The following is a 22,513-nucleotide window of genomic DNA, read 5'->3' as shown; positions in this document are numbered from 1 at the left end:
CAATATTCACCGTGGTCACGATCATTCGCGGCTACTTGTTCAGACCTTCCTTAGCGCATAGCGACCTGTAGAAGTCTGCAGCTTTTTGCTCCTGATGCGCTCCAGGGCAGTTGTTTGTTACTTCTTGCGCCATTTATCCGCTTACCGGGGTACGTTTCTCCGGCACAGCGGCAGAAGCATCGCCAGATTGTTCAATGACAACCTCGATCTTCGGCTGATACTTAAGAGTGTTTGCAACTTTACAAGCACGCTCGCACATGGTGACCATTTTTTTGCATTCGCGTTCGCTAATCGCTCCCTGAATAGAAACTTTAGTAGTTATCTTAGATACCCTCTCTGGGTATTCGGTCATCTCTGCATTGCATTTAACACCGATGTTCGTTATCGGAAGGTTGCGGTCTTTGACATATTCAACCAGGTAGTAATTCAGGCATGCGGCTACGGCAAGTAGCATGACCTCTACAGCGCGATGACCGCCTTCTTCGAACATTTTGATCTCGCCGTAGGGCGTAAATGACTTGTAGCCGTCCTGAGGGCTCCAGTAGGACGTCGCATAATGCTTGTCTTCGCTTTTGTCAGACATAAAGGTTCTCTCACTGAGCACAGGTTCATTTCAGGGCAATTGCGTCCTTGCTTTGCGCGCTGAAAATTGGGGGTGTCCTAGCTGTAGTTGAAAGTTGAGCGGCGGCGGTTCCCCGGTGGATTTGAGAGAGTCGAGTTCGCCAAAACGTGACGCTCACGAAAGGAGAACCGCCATGAGAAGCCGTAACACGAAACGTCGGGGCCGCGCGAGGGTGCGCGGCAGAAGTCTGTCGCAGGTGCTCGATCGAGGCGACGAGGCGGGCATCGCCGAATTCTTCCACGCCCAAGGACTGGCGCTCATGCGCCTGGCGCAACGGCTCTCGGAGTGCAAGCTGAAGTTGAACGACCTGCTCGCCGAGGCGGGCCAGGCGCTTGTCGAGTAGCTGCTCACGCTCTCGGCGCAGGCGGTGGCGGGGTCGAAGAGCCAGGGGCGGGAGGTCGAGCGCGAGCTCGTGTGGCATGGCCGGCAGCCGGGGCGGGTTGAGCTGCTGGAGTGGCAGCTCCGAGTCGCCCGGCCGCGGCTTCGGACGAAAGGGCCGGGGGCACGCGAGGTGCCGATCCCGGCCTATGAGGTGATGCGTGGCGACCCACAGGCCGCCTCCCGCATGAGAAAGATCCTGCTCGCGGTGGTTTCCACCCGCCGCTACGCCACGGTGCTGCCGAAGATGGCAAAGACCGTGGGGGTCTCCCGCAGCCAGCGGCTGCGAAAGCTCATTGCAGCGGGGGCAAAGCTGCTGCAGGGGCTCATGGCGCGCCGCTTCGAGGCGCTCGACATTCTCGCCGTGTACATCGACGGCGTCGTGATCGCCGGGCAGTCCGTGGTGGTGGCAATCGGGGTTACCGCCGGCGGGGACAAACACCTGCTGGGGCTCACTCTCGGAGCCCCCGAGAACGCCACGGTGGTCACGAACCTGCTCGCCGACCTGCTCAAGCGCGGACTCGACCCCGGGAGAAAGCGCCTGTTCATCATCGACGGCTCGAAGGCGATCAGAGCCGCCATCGAGCGCACCTTCGGCGAGGGCGCCCTGGTGCAGCGCTGCCGCGTGCACAAGCTCAGGAACGTGCTCGACTACCTGCCCGACTCCCTCAAGCCCCAGCTCAAGGCGACGATGAACGCCGCCTTCAAGCTCCCCGCGAAGGAGGGTTTGGCGAAGCTCAAGCAGCAGGCCCTGGGGTTCAAGCGCGACCACCCCAAGGCCGCGGCGAGCCTGCTGGAGGGGATTGAGGAGCTGTCCACCGTCAATGCCCTGGGGCTCACGCCCAGACTCATGCGCTGCCTCGCCTCGATCAACCTGATCGAAAATCGAAACGGGAGGCTGCGCGCGATCGCGCGTAACGTCACGCGCTGGTGCGACGGCGAGATGATCGAGCGCTGGGTCGCGGTGTGCTACCTGGAAGCTGAGAAAGGCTGGCGCAGGATCCACGGCCGTCGCGACCTGTGGATCCTGCGCCAGGCGCTCGGCTGGTCCGCCGACGAGAAGCGCGTTGACCTTGCACGCAAGGTCGCCTAGCCTATGGGCCATCCCACCACCTCGCACTTTCAACTAAGCGAGGAACACTGCCGAAAATTGGAAAGTCTCCCATCTATGAAACATGAAATACGCTCCTTATCCCACGCCAATTCCCAACCATCAGTTCCCAGCCATCAGCTTTGCGAAGGCTTCTCGCGGCTGCCCGCGAATTTCACCCAAGGGCGCTTTTGCTCCCAATTCCTGCATTGCCTTTTTAAGAGGCGCATCGTTTATGGCGTTGGGCGGCATCTGCGGAGATGGTATTACTTTAATTTCATGAAGAAACTTGTAACCCTTGCTCATGAGATCAAGCACCTCCTCATCGAAGGTCAACTTGGCGACATAGTTCACTGGATTGCCGCCTATATTGGCCGGAAGACCTTCATACAGCGAAGCCCATACCGTTTTCTCATCATAGCCCGTCAGTTCCTTCGCAATGATTCGAATCGTTTCTCGAGGATTTGCCAACATGAACTGAAGCGCCTCGATCTCCGCCTTCAACCATCCGATGGCTGCCTCAGGGTGCTTTTCGATAAAATCCTGGCGCATCGAGGTGAAATTCGCATCGTACTCCTCCCATGGCGCAGAGGTCGCCGCGTATCTCGCATGACCGTTCTCCACCACCCGTCTCGCGTGCGGCTCCCACATGGCGGCGGCAGTAAGCTTGCCCGCTTCGAAGTTGCTTGCGATGACCTCAATCGGCATGATCAAAATCTTCGACGGCTTGAAGCCTCCCTTGGCGATAATCGATTCCGTGATGCGGTTAGCACAGGTACCCTTGTGATATGCGAACGGCTTGCCGTTAAGCCACTGCATGGCCTCCTTATAGTCCTTGAATTCTGGCGCGCCTTTGTGAACCAATATCTTTTCGCAGTGCTGCCCTTTACTGAACATCGTGACCGAGACAAGCCTCAAGTCTGCAATGTCTTTCTTGGTCGTTGCGACTAACGACGGCATATCGCCCATGGTTCCAATCTGCATTTTGTTAGCTAGCATCGCGTTGACCATGGGCGGACCGGTCAAGTGCGGCTCGAACTTTACGGTACTGCCCGGGGGCAGATGCTTTTTCCACAGCTCCTGCGCCTTAAGAATCACCCCGTACCAGGCTCCCGTCCAATAGGGATGATAGCCGTAGGTGATGTGCACTGGCTCCGCTCCCATGGCTGCCTGTTTGAACAGCAGGCCAATCCCGAGCGCAACTCCCAGTGTGAATCGACCAAGCGTTCTTTTCTCCATGTGTCTACTCCTTTGGCAACACCAACTCAAGCGCGGCTAGATTTTCAGGCAGTTTGTTCCATCCGAGCGTCGTTACTCATGGCTGCGCAATTGCTTTGATCCCGATACAGCTCCTCCATCAACTCCTTTTTGATTTCGAGATATCGCTCACTCGTCAAAATTTCGAACCTTCTAGGGTGCGGCAAACCCACTTCCAACGTCTTCACCACTCGGCTGGGCGTGCCGCCGAGGAGCAGTACCCGATCGGCCAGGAAAATGGCCTCTTCCAGTTCCGAGGTTATGAAAAGGGTGGTAAGGTGTATCTCCTCAAAAAGTCCTATGTAATATTCTTGCATCAACTCCCTTGTCATGACGTCCAGCCCCCTAAATGGCTCATCCAAAATCATAGCCTTGGGATTATTAATCAGAGCCTGAGCGAGCTCGGCACGTCTTTTCATTCCTCCCGAAAGTTGTCCCGGATATTTGTCCTTGAATTCACTGAGGCCGAACTTTTTCAAAAGCGCATCAGCCCTCTTGCGTGCCTCGATGCGCGAAAGGGAAGAATGCGCCGCCGGTCCAAAAGTCACATTTTCCATGACTGTCATCCAGGGCCACAGGGCTGTTTCCTGAAACACCATGATGCGATCTGGCCCAGGACCCTTAATAGGAATTCCGTCGATAGTCAAAGTCCCTCGGTCCGGGCTGATATAGCCTGCAATCATATAAGCAAGCGTGGACTTACCGCATCCCGATGGCCCCATCAAGACCGTGAGTTTTCCCGGCTCGACTTCGAAGGCGCAGTTTTCCAGGACTGGCGTTGGCGGTGTATCTTTCTGCCGGTACGCCTTTGCTACACCTTCGACTTTGATCCATCCCGTCGACTTCGCTACCATGCCGAGCTCCAACAGGTCCATTACTTCTGCCGCCAAGGCATCATCTTCTTCTCCACGTAGGTCACCACCAAAGTAGACAGGTAGCCGGCCAAGCCGATGCTGATCATGCCAATAATGACTACTGTTGGGGTATTGCTCACGTAGCCTTCCCAGGTGAGCCTGCCCAATCCAACGTCACTAGCGATCATTTCCGCGGCGATCAGCACGTTCCAGGTCACCGCTATGCCTACCGTCATGCCAACCGCGATCGACGGGATAACGGAAGGAACGATGATGCGACGAAAGATACGCGCCGGTGTAGCGCCAAGGGACATAGCTAACCAGAGGTGTTCCTTCTTTATGCTTCTTACGCCGTCGCGGACGTTGATCACAATGATGAAAAATGCCCCGATGAAAGTGATGAACACGATGCTCGTCTCGTTCGTGGGCCAAAATAGGATCGATATCGGTACCCATGCGAGCGGTGGGATCGGCCGCAAAATCTCGACTACCGGAAACACAAGCTCGTCAAATTTTTCGCGAGTCCCAAGCAGCAGACCCAGGGGAATGCCTAGCACTTGGGAAATTACGAACCCATATGCAACGCGCTCGAAGCTGGCCGCCCACGCCTGCCAATATTTGGCGTCCGATAGGTAGTCCATCCAGAACGTATCTATCACCTCCAAGACCGTTGGGATTGTTTCAAAACCGGGCGCCCTCGTTCTCGCCAGAATTTCCCAAAGCAGAATGAAGCAGCCTACCGAAACCGCGCCCCGCCAATTAAAGTACTTCATCCAACGCCCAGCACGGCGCTTGCTTGGCTGAGCAGCGGGGACACCAATGACTTTGCCAGCGTTTTCTTCGGCGGCCTTCACTTTTCATTCTCCTCCTAAGCCTGTTCCCGTTCACCACGCTCGAAGGCCTTTTTGGCCTCTTCATGCACTTCCGCTGCCGCTTGTCTTTTGAGGTCTATATAGACGTGCGATGACATCATCTCCAACGCCCTCGGCCTGGGCAGATTGACCCTTAGCACCTTCTTGATCTTTCCTGGCCGCGTGGTCATGATAAGCACAGTGTCGGAAAGGTAAATCGCCTCTTCCAAGTCATGGGTGATAAATACAATGGTTTTTCTGCATAACTCATATATCTCCAGTAGGTGCTGATGCATGGTAGTTTTCGACACCGTGTCCATAGCCCGGAAAGGCTCGTCAAGTAGCAGCACCTTTGGGTCGTTCATTAGCGCGCGAACAATCTCCACTCGACGTTGCATGCCAGATGAGAGCTGGGCCGGATAAGAGCTGGCAACGCGATCAAGGCCACCACAGCGCTGCAAAAGAGCAAGCCCTTTTCTCTTGGCCTCATCCTTTGTCAGGATTTTTTGTCTTACCGGGCCGTACATGACGTTTTCTAACACGGTCTTCCACGGGAAAAGTGCTCCATGCTGAAAAACGACCACCCGATCCGGTCCCGGCCGCGGCGAGCTATCTACAGTTGCCAATGGCATGCCATCGAGATAAATCTCTCCTGCTGTCAGCGTGTCGAACCCCGCTAGGATGTTCAGTAGCGTGCTCTTGCCGCAACCAGACGGACCCACGATAGCAACGAACTCGCCGGCCGAGATTTCGGCGCTGCACTCGTGCAAGGCAACTACTTGGGCGCCGTCCGGATCATAGGTTTTTGACACCTTGCGTATCGATACCGCCCCGGCAACTGGGCCAGCCCCCATTTCACGACCGCCTTCGCCTTGAGGCGCAAACTTGGCTCTCGAAAAAGGCGCCATACCTTACCCTTTTATCCCGATCGCTTCCTCGCGCCAGCGCATCAGTCGATTACCTGCCAGGCGAATGAGCGCGCTGCTGACATACCCGAGCATGCCTAGCGTGGCCATCCCAATCACTATCGTCGGTACCTGAATCAGGTTGTAAGCCTCCATGATGAGAAAGCCGAGCCCGTACTGGGCTGCGATCATTTCCCCGGCCGCCAGAGAGAACCATGCAGCCCCCATGGCAATTTGCAGTCCCGTGAAGATATTGGGCAGGGCACCTGGAATGATCACGTCGAGCAGGACGTCTTTGCGGCTGGCTCCTAAGCAGGCTGCAGCGCGAAAGTAATCCGGATCGATGGATCTCACGCCCACTAGAGTATTAAGGGTGGTCGCAAAGAATGCCACGAGGAAGCAGACATAGATGACCGCCATCTCTATACCGGGAAGGAGAAGGATGGCCAGCGGAATCCAGGCAAGCGGCGGGATCGGACGCAGCAGCCCCAGAAGTGCCGAAGTAAAGTCGTGAAAACTCTTATTCCAGCCCATCAGGATCCCGAGCGGAACGCCTACTGCAACCGCCAAGAAAAATGCTGCTGTGGCCCGATACGTGCTGTACAAGATGTGGTAGTAGTACGTTTCAGTAAAAACCGAAACCCCGTAAGTCGGATCAGGGCTGACCCATTCGGCGATCACCTGCACGGGGTCCGGCATCCGACTGAAAGATTCGAACGGCAACAACTTGACACTTAAAAACCACGCAGCCAGAAACCCCAAAATTCCTGCGCAGTTCATCCACAATTTACGGCTTTGCAGGAACTCTATGGCTTTCATGAATTATCCCGATGCGCAGCAGGGTTTAAAACCGGAGCCGACTACACACACAAATGATATTCTGGTTAAGTGATGGCGCCGGGCAAGGTTCATTCTGACGCTATCCAAGCTACTCTTTTTTCGTTTTACTCAGAATTGGGAATTGTCCTAGAGCGATGAGGGAGGTTCCTTAGCATGTAAGTAGACTTCCGCATTGCTGGGCTCGGTATTTTTTTCTTATGCTTGTGCTGAAGGGATGCCTCCCCACGGGTTACAACCTGTCGCGCCAAAGCGCGACAGGTTGTATGCTTGGGCGCTGGTTGATTTGGCCCAGTCTCCCGCGATCAAGAGCTTAATAAGCTTAAGCCACGTTCACCGATAGTTGAGGAGAATTGTTATGCTCACGAGCTCAAGGCGGTGCATTGGATGGAGAACGAAATCATTTATCGTTGCTCTGGCGATCGCTTTCGTGCTGGCGGGCTTATTGCCCGCCGCTCCCGCTGCCGCCGATGAGACCAGTTGCTCTCCGTTCACGCCCCTGATCAAGGGGCAGGAGGAATTCGTCTATGTCTGGACCCTCGGGGTCGAGGGGGTGGGTGACGGCTCTGACAAGCTGGTGACGGTGGACGTCAACCCCAAGTCCAAAACCTTCGGCAAGGTGATCCATACCGTCTCTGTGGGCAGCCGAGGCGAAGCGCACCACATGGGGCTCTCCGACGATCGCCGCTATCTGTGGGCCGGGCAGCTCGATTCGAGCAAGATCTACGTATTCGACATCGCCACTGATCCGGCGAAACCCAAGCTGGTGAAAACGATCACCGACCTGGCGGAGAAGACCGGCTACGTGGGCCCTCATACCTTCTACGCCATTCCCGGGCGCATGCTGATTCAGGCTCTGTCCAACAACCGTGACCACGGTGGCGTTACCGGGATTGCCGTGTACAACAACCAGGGCGAGTTCGTCGCCAAGTACGACATGCCCCTGAGCGAGATCGGCGGCATCAAGGGTGACGGCTACGGCTATGACATCGGGATCAATCCCCAGAAGAACGTGATGCTGACCACCTCCTTCACCGGGTGGAACAACTACATGATGGATCTGGGCAAGTTGATCCAGGATCAGGAGGCGATGAAGCGCTTCGGCAACACCTCGGTCATCTGGGATTTCAAGGCGATGAAGCCCATCAAAATCTTCCACACCCCGGGGGCACCCCTGGAAGTGCGCTGGTCGTGGAAGCCCGGTGACAACTGGGCCGTGACCACGGCGGCCCTCACTTCCGCCATGTGGGTCTTCAAGCAGGATGCCACGGGCGAGTGGCAGGCCCATAAAGTGGCGGACATCGGCGATCCGGCGAAAGTGCCCCTGCCGGTGGACATCAGCCTGAGGAGCGACGCCAAGGGGCTATGGGTCAATACTTTCATGGATGGCACGGCGCGCTACTTCGACATGTCCGATCCCCTGAAACCCAAGCAAGTATATGCGAAAAAGATCGGCTCCCAGGTCAACATGGTGTCCCAGAGCTACGATGGCAAGCGGCTCTATTTCACGAGCTCCCTGCTCGCCAACTGGGACAAGAAAGGCGCCGAGGACGAGCAGTTCCTCAAGATGTATCACTGGGACGGCAAGGCGCTCAAGCTCGCCTTCCATATCGATTTCTACAAGGAAAAGCTGGGGCGCGCCCATCACATGAAGTTCCAGGTGCGGGACCTGAAGAAGCTCAAACCCCTGGAGGCGGCCCTGCCCTCCGACCACACCAAACTCGCGGTGAAGGAGTGATGGCTATCCGGCTCATCGCCAACGATAACCTCCCCAAGCGCCTTCGCCTCCTGCTTGCAGGAGGCGTTTTTTTCCTCCTAGGCGTTCCCGCCGCCCAGGCCCACGGGGAGAAAGACCGGCTCGCGGCGGAGACCGCGGTCCCCGTCATGGACTTCGTGCCTCCGGCGCCGGGGACCTACGCGCTTCCCCCCATCATGCGGGCCGCCGACGGGCCGGTGCTCGACGCCCACGGCCGACAGCGGAAACTCTCCGAGTTCACCAGCGGCAAGGTGACACTGCTCACCTTCATGTACACTTCCTGCGCCGACGCGGGGGGCTGCCCTTATGCCCTCTACGTGTTCCAACAGGTAAAGCGCTCGGTGGAGCAGGATGCCCGCCTGCGCGGCCGGGTGCGGCTGGTGAGCGTGAGCTTCGATCCCCTGCGGGATACGCCCGAGGTCCTGGCCGGGCAGCAAACGTTCCTGGCCGGGCGTCAAGGCGCGGTGGCCTGGGACTTCCTCACCACGGCCTCCCTGAGGGAGCTGTTACCCCTCCTGGACGGCTACGGCCAGGACGTGGCCATCGAGCTGGACGAGAAGAGCGGCAAGCCCACGGGCTTCTACAACCACGTGCTCAAGGTCTTCCTGATCGACAAGGCCCGCCGGGTGCGGGAGATCTATACCACCGCTTATCTGCTGCCCGCGGTGGTGCTGAACGATATCAAGACCCTCCTCATGGAGGAAGGACCCGTCCCACGATGAGGGCTACGGCCGTCCTGCTCGCCTGCGCTGTCGGGCTTTCGGCGTGTCAGGGAGGGCATGACGCTCGCATGCGTCCAAAGGATTCCTTCCGCCCGACACCGCCCCTGGGGCTGCCGGAAGTGCCGCTGCCCCCCGACAACCCGTTGACGCCAGCGAGAATCGAGCTGGGGCGTAAGCTTTTTCTCGACCGGCGGCTCTCCCACAACGGCACCCTTTCCTGTGCCATGTGCCATGTGCCGGAGCAGGGTTTCACCTCCAACGAGCTGGCGACCCCCATCGGCCTGGAAGGGCGCAGCCTGCGGCGCAACGCCCCCACCCTATACAACGTGGCCTATGCAATGCGCCTGTTCCACGACGGCCGGGAGACGAGCCTGGAAAACCAGGTGTGGAGCCCGCTCCTCGCCCGCAACGAGATGGGTAATCCTTCGGTCGGTTACGTGATCGAGAAAATTCAGACCTTGTCCGACTACAAGGGGTTGTTCGAACAAGCTTTCGGCCGCGGCCCCGACATGCTGACCGTCGGCCAGGCCCTCGCTGCCTACCAGCGTACCCTCCTTTCCGCCAATGCCCCCTTCGACCGCTGGTACTACGGCAAGGAGGCGGGCGCCCTGAGTCGGGAAGCGCAGCGCGGCTTCGAGGTGTTCCGCGGCAAGGCGGGCTGCACCGCCTGCCACCTCGTGGGGGAAAAATATGCTCTGTTCACCGACAACGCCTTCCACAATACCGGTGTCGGCTGGGCCCGCAGCATGGGCGTCAGGGGCAAGCGCTCGGTACGGCTCGCCCCGGGGCTCACCGTGGAGGTGGACGAGAAGATGCTTCAGGATTTCGAGCCTCCCATCCCCGACACGGGCCGGTTCGAGGTCACCTTCGATCCCCGGGACCGCTGGGCTTACCGCACCCCTACTTTGCGCAACGTCGCCCTCACCGCCCCCTACATGCACGACGGATCGCTCGCCACGCTGGAGGAAGTGGTAGCGTTCTACGACCGAGGCGGGTTCGACCATCCCTTGAGGGATCCCCGCCTCAAACCCCTTGGCTTGACGGCCGAGGAGCAGCAGGCGCTGGTGGCTTTCCTCAAGGCCCTCACCGGGGACAACGTGGAGCGGCTCGCCCGGGAGGCCCGGGCGGCGCCCTAGCCGGGTCGGTGCGTTTCGCTACCCTCAGCGCACCCTGCGCTCGACGCCCCCTGCCGAGACCATAGTCGGATCGGTGCGTTTCGCCTTCGGCTCAACGCACCCGACGAGCGGGCAAGTCCGCTCACCCGAGGCCCAGGGAATCCCACAGGGCATCCACCCGCCTCTTCACTTCCGGGTCCATGACGATGGGCTTGCCCCAGGTGCGGCTGGTCTCCCCGGGCCACTTGTGGGTCGCGTCGATCCCCATCTTGCCGCCCAGACCCGACACGGGGCTGGCGAAGTCCAGGTAGTCGATGGGGGTGTTTTCCACGATCAACGTGTCCCGGGCCGGGTCCACTCGGGTGGTCAAGGCCCAGATTACCTCCTTCCAGTCCCGCACGTTCACATCGTCGTCGGTCACCAGAATGAACTTGGTGTACATGAACTGGCGCAAAAAGCTCCACACGCCGAATAGGACCCGCTTGGCATGGCCCGGGTACTGCTTTTTCATGGAGACCACCGCAAGTCGGTACGAGCAGCCCTCGGGCGGGAGATAAAAGTCCACGATCTCGGGGAACTGGCGGGTGAGGAGGGGCACGAACACTTCGTTCAGCGCGAGCCCTAGGATTGCGGGCTCGTCGGGGGGCTTACCGGTGTAAGTGGAGTGGTAGATGGGATCGCGACGCATCGTGATGCGCTCGAGGGTGAGAACCGGAAAGCGCTCCTGCTCGTTGTAGTAGCCGGTGTGGTCGCCGAAGGGTCCTTCCAGGGCCGTGTCTCCTGGACGGATCACCCCCTCCAGCACGATCTCAGCGGAGGCGGGCACCGAGAGATCGCTGCCCAGGCACCTGACGATCTCGGTGCGGCTGCCCCGCAGCAGCCCTGCGAACTGGTACTCTGAGAGGGTATCCGGCACCGGGGTCACCGCCCCCAGGAGGGTGGCGGGGTCGGCCCCCAGGGCCACGGCCACGGGAAAGGGTTCGCCGGGATGGGCTTCGCAATGGTCGCGGAAGTCGAGCGCCCCGCCCCGGTGGGCCAGCCAGCGCATGATCACCCGGTTGGGTCCGATCACCTGCTGGCGGTAGATCCCCAGGTTCTGGCGCTTCTTGTACGGGCCGCGGGTGACCGTGAGGCCCCAGGTGATGAGGGGCCCCGCGTCCCCGGGCCAGCAGGTCTGCACCGGCAGGCGGCCCAGGTCTATCTGACTCCCTTCCCAGACCACCTCCTGGCAGGGGGCCGAGGAGACCTCCTTCGGCGCCATGGCCAATACTTGTTTGAGCAGGGGGAGCTTGTCCAGGGCGTCGCGAAAGCCCTGGGGCGGCTCCGGCTCCTTGAGGTAAGCGAGGAGCCGCCCCACCTCCCGCAGGGCCTCTACCGATTCCTGCCCCATGGCCAGGGCCACCCGCCGGGGGGTCCCGAAGAGGTTTCCCAGCACCGGGATCGTGTGCCCTTTGGGCTGCTCGAACAGGAGGGCCGGCCCTCCCGCCTTCAGCACCCGATCGCAGATTTCCGTGATCTCCAGCCGCGGATCGACTTCCACGCCCACGCGCTTGAGCTCCCCCAAGGCTTCGAGGTGAGAGAGGAAGTCGCGCAGGTCGCGGTATTTCATGGGAAAGACGGGCTTAGGGCTCGCGCCATTATAGGAGAAGGGCCGTCTCTGCGGCCCTCGCGAGGGGAGTGTTAAACAAATCGACATCACGGGGATTTTTTATCGGCCCGACGCCCGCCGAGGAAGGCGGCGAGCTTGGCCAAGCCCTCGGCGCCCGCCGCCCGAGAAAATGAAAAAAGACCAAAGGATACCGTGCCGTATGCCATGAAAAGGGATGACCCAAAGGGGCCAGGGGCAGGGGGCGGCACCTTGGGTCCACGCGATTTTCCAGCGCTACGGCCGCTTTAGTCGGCGTTTTTAACAAACCCAGCCCACGGTCGTTGAAGGCTTTTGCCCATCTCGCGGATTCACAAAAGAAAGATGTCGATGGCACTGCCTTTGCTTTAGACAATTTCGGGCAATTCCAATGACGCCAGAGGCTACAGAAGGGGGTTCGCCATGAAAACGAAGTTACGCAAGGCGGTGCTGGCGCTGGGCTTCATGGCCGTGGGATGGGGGTTGGCAGGCGCCGCGCAGGCGGGCGCCTTCATCACAAACGGTACCATCACTTTGGGAGTGAACGATGAGGGGCATCTCAACGTTGACCCCACGGATCCGGAGGTAGTAGGGACGTACCCGGGAGTGTCCTTGGGCGGGACTGCACCGGTGGGCCTCCGGTTTAACTCCACGAATGCCGAATCCACCGCCCCAGGCTGCTTATGCGAGGGATGGGGTGCGGGAATCGTGAGCCTGGGCATCAGCGGTTACGCCAACCGATCTGTTGATGGTATCGTGAATCTATCCTTGGTAAGCTTTTCCGCGACCGCTAGTACCGCGACTTCGGTGGTGGAAATCCTGGGGACCTCCGGCGCACCCCTTTTACGGGTCACCCACCACTACCATCCGAGCGCCTCCCCCAATCTGTACCAGGTGGACGTCACCCTCCAGAACCTCTCCGGCATGGACCTGGCGGCAGGGGACGTGGTGTACCGCCGGGTGATGGACTGGGACGTGGAGCCGACAGCCTTCAGCGAGTTCGTGACCATCCAGGGGGTGCCAGCCCTGTTGGGCATCGCTAACGGGAACAACGTGCGCCGGACCGGAAACGACGGCTTCGACACGGCCAACCCTTTAGCTAGTTCTGGTGGCGCTTTTGGCGTGTCCGGCGCCAATCCCTGCTCCGCCGCGGACATGCTTAACAAGAACTTCACCGACTGCGGCGCGGATGACCACGGAGCTGTTTTCGACTTTGAGTTCGAAGCGCTGGCCCATGGAGCGTCGCGCTCGTTCGTAATATTCTACGGCGCCGCGGGCACCGAAGCGGAGGCCGATGCGGCGCGAGCGCTTGTGGGCGCGGGCCTCTACTCGTACGGACAGTGCAATCCGAGGTTTAGCTCCTCCTGCAGCCCCGAAACCGGTACACCCAACACCTTCATCTTCGCTTTCGGCGCCACGGGGGGGGCGTGCTGGAACCCCCCCCTCCGCCCACCGGTGTGCCCGAGCCGGGGTCCTTGGCCCTGGTGGGGTTGGGGCTCGTGGGGCTTGCCGCCCTTCGCTCCCGCAAGCGGCCCTGAACCGATTAGACTCGACCCTCGCCCCTTTCCGGCCCTGCTGGAAAGGGGTTTTTGTTTTCCGGGGCCAGGGCGATAATCCCGGTCGATGGACGCCCGCCGTCTCCGGAGGTGTGCCGTGACTTCCCGCTGTGCAATACGCTTTGGCGTGATCGCCCTGCTGGCGCTGGCCGCCCCTCACCCCGCCAGCGCGGTCTCCCTGGAACTGCTGGTTCCCCGCACCTCGCCCCCGGGAGCGCCCAAGACCGAGGGCACTCCCGTTCAGGACAAGCTCCAGGCCGGCTACGCAGCGCTCAACGGGAACGACCTGACGGAGGCAGCGAAAGCGTTCACGCAAGCCCACGCGCTCGACCCAAAAGCACCCGAGCCCCTGCTGGGGCTGGCGGAGGTGGCCCGCCTGAAGAAGGACCTGAAGGGCGTTGAACACTGGCTGCGCAAGGCCCTCGCTGCCGCCCCAGAGGACGCGGCGGTGCAGCGGGCGTGGGGGCGCTATGAATTCGTCATGGGGCGGCACTCCGCCGCGGAAGCCGCGTTTCAGAAGGCGATCCGCCTCGATCCCAAGTCGGCCGGCGGCTACCTGGACCTGGGCGATCTGTACATGACGGCCCTCCACAAGCCCAAGGAAGCCGCCGAGGCCTATGGAGAGGCGGCGCGGCTCGCCCCCCGCCACGGAGGCGCCCACCACGGGCTCGGCATGGCGCTCGCGGCCCAGCGGAGATTCGACGAGGCAGAAGCGGCCTTCCGCAAGGCGGCAGCGCTTTCCCCGGGAAATCCCTTGCCCCTCCAGGCCCTGGGCCGGCTCCACCTCTCCCGCGGGAAACTAGAGCCGGCCCTGGCGGCTTTCAACGAGCTTCTCGAGGCGCATCCGGATTTCGTGCCGGCGCGCCTGGATCGGGGCGACCTCTTCATGGCTAAAGGGGAACATGACAAAGCCATCGCCGATTACCAGCGCGCCGCGCAAGCAGCGCCAAAGAATGCCGATGCCCAGTTCAAGCTGGGCACCGCGTACCACGGCAGCGGCCGCATGGTCGAAGCCGAGAAGGCTTATCGCGCCGCCCTGAAGGCCGACCCCCGCCACGCCCCGGCCCACAACAATCTAGCCTGGCTGCTGGCCCAGAGCGGGCAGCGCTTGGACGAGGCGCTGCGGCTTGCCCAGAAGGCGGTGGCGCTCTCACCCGGGGTGGGCACTTTCCACGACACCCTGGGCACGATTCATCTGCTGCGTGGGGAGCTGGACCCGGCCATCGCCGCGTTTCAGAAGGCGGCTGGCACGCAACCGCCCCAGGCCGAGTTCTACTACCGCCTGGGGGTCGCCCACCGCCGCAAGGGCAATCGCCAGGAGGCGATCGCGGCGCTCAAGAGGGCCCTGGAAATCCAGAAAGACTTCCCTTACGCCGCCGACGCCCGCAAGGAGTTGGAAAAGCTGGGTGGCGGCTGAGGGGCCAAGCGCCTGCCCGACCCGAACACGAGCGCGGGAGGATGCGCCGGGACGCACCGCTTCTGCAGACCCTCCCGCCGCCGGTGCGTTTCGCTACGCTCAACGCCCTCTACAGTTACTAGCGCACAGTGTCTCACACAAAGAGAGATGTCCATGGAATCAGACCGGCGTCAGCTCGAGCCGCCGTTCGATGCGGGCAAGCCGCTCTTCATGGTGATCGAGCCGCGCGTTGATGGCGGCAACGTCTTCGTGCAGCAAAGCGATGTCTCGCCTCAAGGCCGCCACATGGGATTCCAGGGAGCCAATCCGCACCCGCAGCTCGCTCACTTCGCGAACGATGGCCCCCTGGCCGTCGCGCAGGGCTCTGAGATGTTCCAGGATGAGGCTCTCGATGTTTTCCATCTCGTCATCCTGCCATTAATCTGTACCCCCGGGCAAGGTCTTCGGCCCGAAGCCCTGGCACCTGCGAGCGTCATTGGGCGTCGCAGAATTTCCGCCAGCGCGGGAGGTTTCGCTGGGGCGCACCGTTTCGGAGACCCTCCCGTCGCCGGTGCGTTGAGCGTAGCGAAACGCACCCGACGAGAGGGAAGGTCCGAGGATCCATAAACATGTCCCTGGCATCAGAACACGATCCGCATTGGCTCGGCGGGCCGGCAACGTCCTGCCCCTCGCGAAATCCCAACATTCTGGGCCGCTCACAAGCTGCTCGCCACGATGCCGACGAAGATGGCCGCGCCCACCCAGTTGTTGTGCAGAAACGCCTGGAAGCAGCGTTGCCGGTCCCGGTCCCGGATCAGAAAGTACTGATAGGCGGCAAGACCTGCCGCCGTGGCAAGCCCCAGGTTGTACGTCCACCCAAGTTCGAGGGTACTCCCCACGCCGGCCATGATTGCAAGGAAAGCACCGTGGGCCGCCATCACGCCGGCCACGTCGTAGCGCCCCAGGGTGATGGCGGAGGTCTTGATGCCCAGCTTCAGGTCGTCGGGCCGGTCCACCATGGCGTACTCAGTATCGTAGGCGATGGACCAGCATACATTGGCGGCGAGCAGGACCCAGGCGACCAGGGGCACGCTTTCCGTGTGGGCCGCGTAGGCCATGGGGATGCCGAAGCCAAAGGCAACGCCGAGATAGGCCTGGGGAAACGGAAAGAAGCGCTTGGTAAAAGGATAAGTCGCGGCGAGCAGCGCCGCCGGCACGGAAAGCAGCACCGTGAGGCGGTTCAACTGCAGCACCAACAGGAAGGCGGCGAAGGCCAGGGCCGCCGCCACGGCGAGGGCCTCCGCCGGTGTGACGCGTCCGGTCGCCAGGGGCCGGTGACGCGTGCGTTCGACGAAAGGATCGATGTGGCGGTCGGCAAAATCGTTGATGGCGCATCCGGCGGAGCGCATGAGCACCGTGCCGGCGACGAAGATCGTCACCACCGCCCAGTCCGGTCGGCCGTCGCTCGAAAGCCACAACGCCCACAGGGTCGGCCATAGCAGCAACAAGATGCCGATGGGGCGGTCGAGCCGCACCAGCCGAGCGTAGGCGTCGAGACGGTCAGCCAGGATCATGGCCTGAGCTGGAGAACGCCGGGTAAAAACACTTCTGTCACCAGAAGCAATCGTCCTTCCAGGCGAAACAGGGAGCGCCTCGCCCACAGCTCAGGCGGCCGCGGGGCAAGGCGCGCTGAGGCACGACAAAACAGCCCATCCCCAGGACGCAGTCGACTGAACTCCAGCGGTGTGCGGCACACCCGCGGATCGGTGAACAAGGCCTCTCCCAGGGGCTGGACACCCAAGTGCGACAACCGCCGCCACGGCCCGTTCAGGTCCCGGCGCGCCGCCACCGAGTGGGCAAACACCACAGGGACCTCAGCGCAATACAGGAACACCTCTCGCACCAGCGCCCGCTCCCGGGGCTTGAGCTGGAGGCGCTCCCGTTCATCGGGCAAAGGCAGGGCGAGACCCTGGGCCAGCGGTTGGACGCGAAATGCGTCGCACACACGGCGCAGCCGGGCCGTGAGGGAGCCCCGATCCCGGAGCCAACTCCGGTAGCCGCTGGGGCAACCGCTCAGTCGGCCTCGCCAGACGATCAAGCGGGATGCGGCGCTCATTCATCTTCGCAGAAAGGAAAGAATGAAATTATGCCAAAGACAGCCTCGCGCGCCGAATGCGCAGCCATGGATGAGAGAGAGCGGTTCGCGCTCGAGAAGACGCATCCTTAAGGGTGGTCCGCCCAAGGTGTGTCGCGGCCAGCGAAACGCCGCGTAGAGGCCCGGGAACGGGCTTCAGGCAGTACGCTGAAAGCATACCCCAGGCGTTTTGGCCGAGCCGGCTGCAAAGCCCCTGAGCCGCACCCCGCCCGGTAAAGCGCGTTGAGTGCAAGTCGAAACGCACCGCCCCATGGGATGGGCCCACCGAGGCAGTGGGCTCAAGCAGGCCCGACTTGCTGGGAGCGCAGCGCAGCGGGAACGGGTTCGCCACCGCGCGATCGCCAACGCGCCGGATCGTGGAGCTTCATCCGGAGCTGGCGACCAGCCGAGGCATGGTCTGTGGCTTGCGAAGGCCTGGGCGGGCACTGCCCGCCTCCAACCGGCGTCAGGATCCTTCCCGCTTTTTCTTTTTTGCTCTCGGGTGCGCCGCATCGTAGACCTTCGCCAGATGTTGAAAGTCGAGGTGCGTGTACACCTGGGTGGTGGAAATGCTCGCGTGGCCCAGCATCTCCTGCACCGCCCGCAGGTCGCCGCTCGACTGGAGCAGATGGGAGGCGAACGAATGACGCAGGACATGGGGATGGACGTTGGCCGCGATCGCCTGGCGTGCGGCCCAGCCCTTGAGCCGGGCCTCGATCGTCCGCGGGCTCAGGCGGGCGCCGGTGCGGGCGAGGAACAGCGCCGTCTCGCGGGGCCCGGCGAAGCGGTCGCGCACTGCGAGCCAGGCGCGCAGCGCTTCCAAGGCGTAGCGCCCCACTGGTACCACGCGAGTCTTGGCGCCCTTGCCGGTCACCCGCACCGTGCCCTCGGTGAAATTCACGTCTTCTACCGCGAGCCCCGCCAGCTCGGCGAGCCGCAACCCCGAGGAGTAAAAGAGCTCGAACGCCGCCTTGTCCCGTAGCGCCAGGGGATCCCGGGCCTCAAAGGCCAGGAGCTTCGCCGCCTGATCCGGCGAGAGGGCCTGGGGCAGAGCCCGCTTCACCCGAGGCGAGCGCACCCCGAAGCAGGGGTTGGCACCGAAACCGTGATCCCGGGCGAGGTATTGAAAGAAAGCGCGCCACGCCGACAGGATCCGGGCCAGGCTGCGGGCCGAAAGTCCTCGCCCGCGGAGGATGGCAGCGAAGCGGCGAATGTGGTGGGAATCCAGCTCGTGGAGGGGCGTCGTTTGGGCCAGCGCGAGCAGCAAGTCCACGTCCCGCCCGTAGCTTTTCACGGTATGGGGGCTCAGGCGGCGCTCCATCCCCAGGTGGGCCAAGAACCCCTGGCGCAAAGCATGCGGGCCGGGTCTTGGGTGCTCCTTCACCGATAAACCCAGGTCCGCAGGGATCAAGAACAAGCGTTGAAACGAGCCACCGCGGCTCCCGCCAGCTCGCCCAGCCGGCCGAGATAGACCGTTCCCATTTCCGGGTAGAAGCGCCGGGAATCTTCGCTCGCCAGCACCAGGAGCCCCAGGGTACGCCCGTACCGGAGGGGCACTAGGGCGAAGGAGCGCAGGTGGGCTCCCGCTTCGCCGAACCAGGCGAGGAGCTCCGGGGGGATATGGCCACCGCAATGGCCCTGGGTGAGCCCCTCGGCCAAGGCACGCACGTCGGCGCTCACCGGGGCAAGCTCCGGCAGGTCCAGGGAATCCCTCTCCACGCCCCACACGCGCATCGCCACATGGGGCACGCCGAAATCTTCCCGCAAGTTGAAGGCAAGAACGTAGAGCGCCGAAGCCAGGTCTGGTGCTGCCATCAAGGCCAGGCTCAGGCGGTGCATTTTCTCCCCGATGGCGTCGTTCTCCTCGCCGAAGCCGATCAGCTCCCGCAGCTTCTCTTCCAGCAGCTTGTTCTTCTCCCGCAAGGCGAGCATCTGACGCTCCGACAGAGGGATGGCGCGGCCCCCATGGGGATGGGGCACGTAGATCTCCGCCATCTGCTCTGCGTAGCGTTCGAAGAACTCCGGATGGTCCTTGAGGTAGCGCGCCACGTCGTCGGGATTCATCGGCATCATGGATTGCATTCTCCCCTTTACTTCCGTCTATTCGATCTCAATCTCGCCTTCGAACACGGTCTGGGCCGGCCCGGTCATCCACACTGGGCGGCCCTCGCCTTCCCAGCGGATGATAAGCCGCCCTCCCCGAGTCAACACCTCGACCTCGGGATCGAGCCGGCCCCGCTGGATGCCCGCCACCACCGCCGCACACGCCCCGGTGCCGCAGGCTAGGGTCTCCCCGGCCCCCCGCTCGTAGACGCGCAACCGCACGTGGCGCCGGTCCAACACCTGCATGTAGCCCGCGTTCACTCGTTCGGGGAAACGGGGATGGCGCTCGATCAGCGGTCCTTCCCGCTCCACCGGCGCCGCGTCCACGTCTTCCACGATCTGCACCGCGTGGGGATTGCCCATGGAAAGCACGCTCACTTCCCGCACCGCGCCGTCCACTTCCAGGGGATAAGTGAGGGCACGGCCCTCGGCCAGGAAGGGCACGTCCCGGGGCTCGAAGCGAGGGATGCCCATCTCCACCGTCACCTGACCGTCGGCCTCCAGCCGGGGCACGATGACCCCCGAGCGGGTCTCCACCCGGATCTCCCGCTTGGTGGTCAGGCCTTTTTCATGCACGAAACGCACGAAGCACCGCGCGCCATTGCCGCACTGCTCCACTTCGCTGCCGTCGGCGTTGAAGATCCGGTAGCGGAAATCCACCTCCGGGTGCGACGGCGGCTCCACCAGGAGGATCTGGTCGCAGCCCACGCCGAAATGGCGGTCGGCCAGGCGCCGCAGCTGCTCCCGGGTGAGGACGACGGGCTGGCGCACCCCGTCGAGCACGACGAAGTCGTTGCCCAGCCCCTGCATCTTGGTGAAGCGCAGTCGCATGAAACGTCAGCCCGGAGCGCTGCCCCACACGAGAAGGTGGCGGTCGCTCACCGCTTCCACAGAAAAACCGCCAAGCCCCGCCTGAGCGAGTTGGGCCCGCACCTCTTCCGGGCGATAGGCGGCCCGCAGGGAGTTGCGGAAATCCCGGCGCAGGATTTCGGGGACTTCAGCGGCGTAGGTCGCCACCAAGCGCTCAAGCTCGGCCTCGGCTGCGGGCCGCATCAGGTCCATGACCAGCACCGGCGCTCCCGGACGGGCCGCCTGACCCACCGCCGCCCAGAGGGTCTGGGGATCGGCCAAGTGGTGCAGGAGGCTATTGCTGATGACCGCATCGAACCCGCGGGGAAGGGCCGGTGCGGGCAGCCGAAGCCAGGCAAAGCGGATGCGTTCCTCAAGGCCCGCCCGCGCCACCGCCTCCTGCGCCAGGGCGAGCATGGCCCGCGCCCCATCCACGCCCAGGAGGTGCGCCCTCGGGAAGGCCCGCGCGAAGCGGAGGGTCACGTCCGCCGGACCGCAGCCCAGATCCACCACCCGCCCGCCGGCGAAGGCGGGGAAGCGGCGGCGGAAATGCTCCACGAAGGCTTGATGGGGCTCGGAAAAGTCCGCCTCGGCGTAGGCCTGGGCCTGGGCGGGATCGTCCATCAGCTCCGGCTCGGGCACACGCGCAAGGGCCATCCGGGGGGCCGCGGGTGCGGCAGCGGGATTGGGGCTCATCGAAACGCTATTCTACTCCTTGCCTCCCCGGCTTCCCCTAATAGACCGGCGCCTGCCCCGGCGGCCGGGTCTTGAAGCGCTTGTGGAGCCAGAAGTATTGTTCCGGCATTTCCAGGATCCGCGCCTCGATGAAGGCATTCATGCGCCGGGTGTCCGCCTCCACGCTTTCCCCAGGGAAGTCCTCCCAAGGGGGACCGATTTGGATGCGGTAGCCGCGCCCACGGGGAAGTTGCCGGGTCACCACGGGCAACACCTTGGCCCCGGTCAGGCGGGCCAGCCGGCTCAAGCCCGTCACGGTGGCGGTGGGAACGCCGAAAAACGGCACGAAAAGGGCATCCCGGGCGCCGTAATCCTGGTCCGGTAGATAGTACAAGGGCAGCCCCTTACGGAGGGCGGCGACCAATCCCCGGATGCCGTCTCGGCGCGACACCAGCGTGACCGGCTCGAACCGGGTGCGGGCGCGCCTCAGCAGCCGGTCGATGTACGGATTGCTTTGAGTGCGGTACATGGCGCAGGCAGGCCAGTCGGCCGCGAGGCGGACCGCCCCAATGTCAAGCCCGACGAAATGGGGGACCAGCAGAATGACGGGTTGCCCTTGGAGGCGATGCCAGTGCTCCACCCCCTCTAAGCTCACCAGGCGCTTGAGCCGGGCCTTGGAGCCCCACCAGGCGATGCCTTCGGCCAGCACCGCCACTGCCAACGCCTCGAAGTGGCGCCGGGCGAGCCGCTCCCGCTCTGCCTCCGCCAGGGATGGAAAGCAAAGCCGCAGGTTGGTGAGGGTCACCCGGCGGCGCGCTCCGGCCAGCCGGTAGGCGAGGCGGCCCAGAGCGCCGCCCAAGGCCGCGAGCAGCGGCCAGGGCAGAAAGTGCAGCAGCCACAGGGTGGCAACCCCCAGCCGGGCCCACATGGCATTAGTCCGTTCCCCGCCCTACCCGCGCGGGTAAGCAAAATAGGCTCGCGGCGCGGGCACCGGGCCGCCGCTTCAGCTCAGCGTCCGCCACGGGTGATGCCCCGCCTGGACTCCCGGATGAAGCGGATGAGCTCCGCCACCAGGGGCGAGGAAGACTCGTCGAGGGCCGCCAGGGCCTGCTCCAGCAGGAGTCCCGAGAGGAACAGCGTCCGGTAGGCGCGCTTCAGTGCCCGGATGTCCTCTTCGGGGACGCCGGCCCGCTTGAGCCCCACGAGGTTCAGGCCCCGGGCCCGGGCCGGCGAGCCCTCGGTGATGACGAAGGGCAGGGCATCCTGGGAGATGCGAGCAAGCCCCCCCAGCATGGCGAGCCGACCGACTCGGCAAAACTGGTGGATCGCCACGTGGCCGGACACAAAGGCCCGCTCGCCCACGGTGACGAATCCCGCCACCAAGGCCCCGTTGGCCAGGATCACCTGGTTTCCGAGGGAGCAATCGTGGCCCACATGGCTTCCCGCCATGAGGAAACACCCGTCGCCGATGCGGGTCACGGCCCCTTCGGTGCTGCCCCGGTGTACCGTGACCCCTTCGCGCAAAACGTTGCCCTCCCCGATGACCACAGCGCTCGGCCAGCCCTTGAACTTGAAGTCCTGGGGCTCGCCGCCGATCACCGCGTGCTCGCCGATGTGGTTGCGGGGACCCAGGCGTGTGTAGCGCTTGATGACCGCGTGGGCGGCGATGGTGCAGCCCTCGCCGATTTCCGTATCCTCCTCGATCACGGCGTAAGGACCCACCCGCACGCCGGCCGCGAGGCGCGCCCCCGGCGCGATCAGGGCGGTGGAGTGGATCGAGGAGGCCAAG

General features: G+C 62.9%; 23 protein-coding genes. 7 read left to right on the top strand and 16 right to left on the bottom strand.

The genetic code is table 11. The annotated features are described in order from the left end of the window. Positions 1 to 133: 133 nt before the first annotated feature. Positions 134 to 583, bottom strand: a complete 450-nt coding sequence (locus V7Q81_RS02165) for an OsmC family protein (protein WP_333839965.1) — start codon at positions 581 to 583, stop codon at positions 134 to 136. A gap of 172 nt (positions 584 to 755) precedes the next feature. Here V7Q81_RS02165 and V7Q81_RS02160 point away from each other — a divergent pair, with 172 nt between their 5' ends. Together V7Q81_RS02160 and V7Q81_RS02155 are read left to right on the top strand one after the other, a co-directional pair. Then, positions 756 to 965 (top strand): hypothetical protein, encoded by a 210-nt coding sequence (locus V7Q81_RS02160; RefSeq protein ID WP_333839964.1) that lies wholly within the window; start codon positions 756 to 758, stop codon positions 963 to 965. Positions 966 to 989: 24 nt separating this feature from the next. Beyond that, positions 990 to 2,093 (top strand): IS256 family transposase, encoded by a 1,104-nt coding sequence (locus V7Q81_RS02155; protein ID WP_333839962.1) that lies wholly within the window; start codon positions 990 to 992, stop codon positions 2,091 to 2,093. Between the two features lie 120 nt (positions 2,094 to 2,213). On the opposite strand, the gene V7Q81_RS02150 is transcribed toward V7Q81_RS02155, so the two are convergent. The 5 genes from V7Q81_RS02150 to V7Q81_RS02130 are packed head-to-tail and all read right to left on the bottom strand — an operon-like array spanning position 2,214 to position 6,776. Further along, positions 2,214 to 3,329, bottom strand: coding sequence for an ABC transporter substrate-binding protein (locus V7Q81_RS02150; RefSeq protein WP_333839960.1), 1,116 nt, complete (start codon positions 3,327 to 3,329; stop codon positions 2,214 to 2,216). A 44-nt stretch (positions 3,330 to 3,373) separates the two neighbouring features. Then, positions 3,374 to 4,237, bottom strand: coding sequence for an ABC transporter ATP-binding protein (locus tag V7Q81_RS02145; RefSeq protein WP_333839958.1), 864 nt, complete (start codon positions 4,235 to 4,237; stop codon positions 3,374 to 3,376). Next, positions 4,222 to 5,055, bottom strand: a complete 834-nt coding sequence (locus V7Q81_RS02140) for an ABC transporter permease (RefSeq protein ID WP_333839955.1) — start codon at positions 5,053 to 5,055, stop codon at positions 4,222 to 4,224. The genes V7Q81_RS02145 and V7Q81_RS02140 overlap by 16 nt, the downstream gene beginning before the upstream one ends. A 14-nt stretch (positions 5,056 to 5,069) precedes the next feature. Continuing rightward, positions 5,070 to 5,906: an ABC transporter ATP-binding protein gene (locus tag V7Q81_RS02135; RefSeq protein ID WP_333839969.1), complete on the bottom strand. Its 837-nt coding sequence runs from the start codon at positions 5,904 to 5,906 to the stop codon at positions 5,070 to 5,072. Between the two features lie 57 nt (positions 5,907 to 5,963). Next, positions 5,964 to 6,776, bottom strand: coding sequence for an ABC transporter permease (locus V7Q81_RS02130; RefSeq protein ID WP_333839953.1), 813 nt, complete (start codon positions 6,774 to 6,776; stop codon positions 5,964 to 5,966). A gap of 376 nt (positions 6,777 to 7,152) precedes the next feature. On the opposite strand from V7Q81_RS02130, the gene V7Q81_RS02125 reads away from it, so the two are divergent. The 3 genes from V7Q81_RS02125 (at position 7,153) to V7Q81_RS02115 (ending at position 10,408) form a co-directional block, all read left to right on the top strand. Next, positions 7,153 to 8,532, top strand: coding sequence for a selenium-binding protein SBP56-related protein (locus V7Q81_RS02125; RefSeq protein ID WP_442954734.1), 1,380 nt, complete (start codon positions 7,153 to 7,155; stop codon positions 8,530 to 8,532). Further along, complete coding sequence (locus V7Q81_RS02120; RefSeq protein ID WP_333839948.1) at positions 8,532 to 9,272, top strand: SCO family protein; 741 nt, start codon at positions 8,532 to 8,534, stop codon at positions 9,270 to 9,272. Before V7Q81_RS02125 ends, V7Q81_RS02120 begins: the two co-directional genes overlap by 1 nt. Before the next feature lie 68 nt (positions 9,273 to 9,340). Next, positions 9,341 to 10,408, top strand: a complete 1,068-nt coding sequence (locus V7Q81_RS02115) for a cytochrome-c peroxidase (protein WP_333839945.1) — start codon at positions 9,341 to 9,343, stop codon at positions 10,406 to 10,408. Positions 10,409 to 10,529: 121 nt separating this feature from the next. On the opposite strand, the gene ubiD is transcribed toward V7Q81_RS02115, so the two are convergent. Continuing rightward, entirely contained in the window at positions 10,530 to 11,996 is a 1,467-nt protein-coding gene (gene ubiD / locus V7Q81_RS02110) for a 4-hydroxy-3-polyprenylbenzoate decarboxylase (protein ID WP_333839942.1), read from the bottom strand. A 438-nt stretch (positions 11,997 to 12,434) separates the two neighbouring features. Between ubiD and V7Q81_RS16055 the strand changes: the two genes are divergently transcribed. Further along, positions 12,435 to 13,625 carry a hypothetical protein gene (locus tag V7Q81_RS16055; RefSeq protein WP_442954733.1) on the top strand — a complete coding sequence of 397 codons (1,191 nt, stop codon included), beginning with the start codon at positions 12,435 to 12,437 and terminating at the stop codon, positions 13,623 to 13,625. A 39-nt stretch (positions 13,626 to 13,664) separates the two neighbouring features. Beyond that, on the top strand, positions 13,665 to 14,984 hold the full coding sequence (locus V7Q81_RS02100; RefSeq protein ID WP_333839937.1) for a tetratricopeptide repeat protein: 1,320 nt from the start codon (positions 13,665 to 13,667) through the stop codon (positions 14,982 to 14,984). Positions 14,985 to 15,143: 159 nt separating this feature from the next. Here V7Q81_RS02100 and V7Q81_RS02095 read toward each other — a convergent pair whose 3' ends face one another. The 9 genes from V7Q81_RS02095 to lpxA form a co-directional block, all read right to left on the bottom strand. Further along, a complete protein-coding gene (locus V7Q81_RS02095) occupies positions 15,144 to 15,386 on the bottom strand; it encodes a hypothetical protein (RefSeq protein ID WP_333839934.1) in 243 nt (80 codons plus the stop codon). Between the two features lie 293 nt (positions 15,387 to 15,679). Beyond that, positions 15,680 to 16,537, bottom strand: coding sequence for a 4-hydroxybenzoate octaprenyltransferase (gene ubiA / locus V7Q81_RS02090; protein WP_333839932.1), 858 nt, complete (start codon positions 16,535 to 16,537; stop codon positions 15,680 to 15,682). Beyond that, positions 16,534 to 17,079 carry a chorismate--pyruvate lyase family protein gene (locus tag V7Q81_RS02085; protein WP_333839929.1) on the bottom strand — a complete coding sequence of 182 codons (546 nt, stop codon included), beginning with the start codon at positions 17,077 to 17,079 and terminating at the stop codon, positions 16,534 to 16,536. The genes ubiA and V7Q81_RS02085 overlap by 4 nt, the downstream gene beginning before the upstream one ends. Before the next feature lie 484 nt (positions 17,080 to 17,563). Further along, positions 17,564 to 18,433, bottom strand: coding sequence for a tyrosine recombinase XerC (gene xerC / locus V7Q81_RS02080; protein WP_333839927.1), 870 nt, complete (start codon positions 18,431 to 18,433; stop codon positions 17,564 to 17,566). A 71-nt stretch (positions 18,434 to 18,504) separates the two neighbouring features. Then, on the bottom strand, positions 18,505 to 19,170 hold the full coding sequence (locus V7Q81_RS02075) for a DUF484 family protein (protein ID WP_333839926.1): 666 nt from the start codon (positions 19,168 to 19,170) through the stop codon (positions 18,505 to 18,507). A gap of 27 nt (positions 19,171 to 19,197) precedes the next feature. Further along, on the bottom strand, positions 19,198 to 20,031 hold the full coding sequence (gene dapF, locus V7Q81_RS02070; RefSeq protein ID WP_333839923.1) for a diaminopimelate epimerase: 834 nt from the start codon (positions 20,029 to 20,031) through the stop codon (positions 19,198 to 19,200). A 6-nt stretch (positions 20,032 to 20,037) separates the two neighbouring features. Continuing rightward, positions 20,038 to 20,745: a class I SAM-dependent methyltransferase gene (locus V7Q81_RS02065; RefSeq protein ID WP_333839921.1), complete on the bottom strand. Its 708-nt coding sequence runs from the start codon at positions 20,743 to 20,745 to the stop codon at positions 20,038 to 20,040. Positions 20,746 to 20,782: 37 nt separating this feature from the next. Continuing rightward, the gene (locus V7Q81_RS02060; protein WP_333839918.1) at positions 20,783 to 21,652 is read right to left on the bottom strand and encodes a lysophospholipid acyltransferase family protein; all 870 of its coding nucleotides are present in this window, start codon (positions 21,650 to 21,652) and stop codon (positions 20,783 to 20,785) included. Positions 21,653 to 21,732: 80 nt separating this feature from the next. Then, positions 21,733 to 22,512, bottom strand: a complete 780-nt coding sequence (lpxA, locus tag V7Q81_RS02055; RefSeq protein ID WP_333839916.1) for an acyl-ACP--UDP-N-acetylglucosamine O-acyltransferase — start codon at positions 22,510 to 22,512, stop codon at positions 21,733 to 21,735. Between the last annotated feature and the right edge of the window lies 1 nt (position 22,513).

The sequence above is a fragment of the Pelomicrobium sp. genome (genome assembly GCF_036803785.1).
GTDB lineage: Bacteria > Pseudomonadota > Gammaproteobacteria > Burkholderiales > UBA6910 > Pelomicrobium.
Note: the sequence above shows the minus strand (reverse complement) of the source record. Positions and strands in the feature narration are given on the sequence as shown.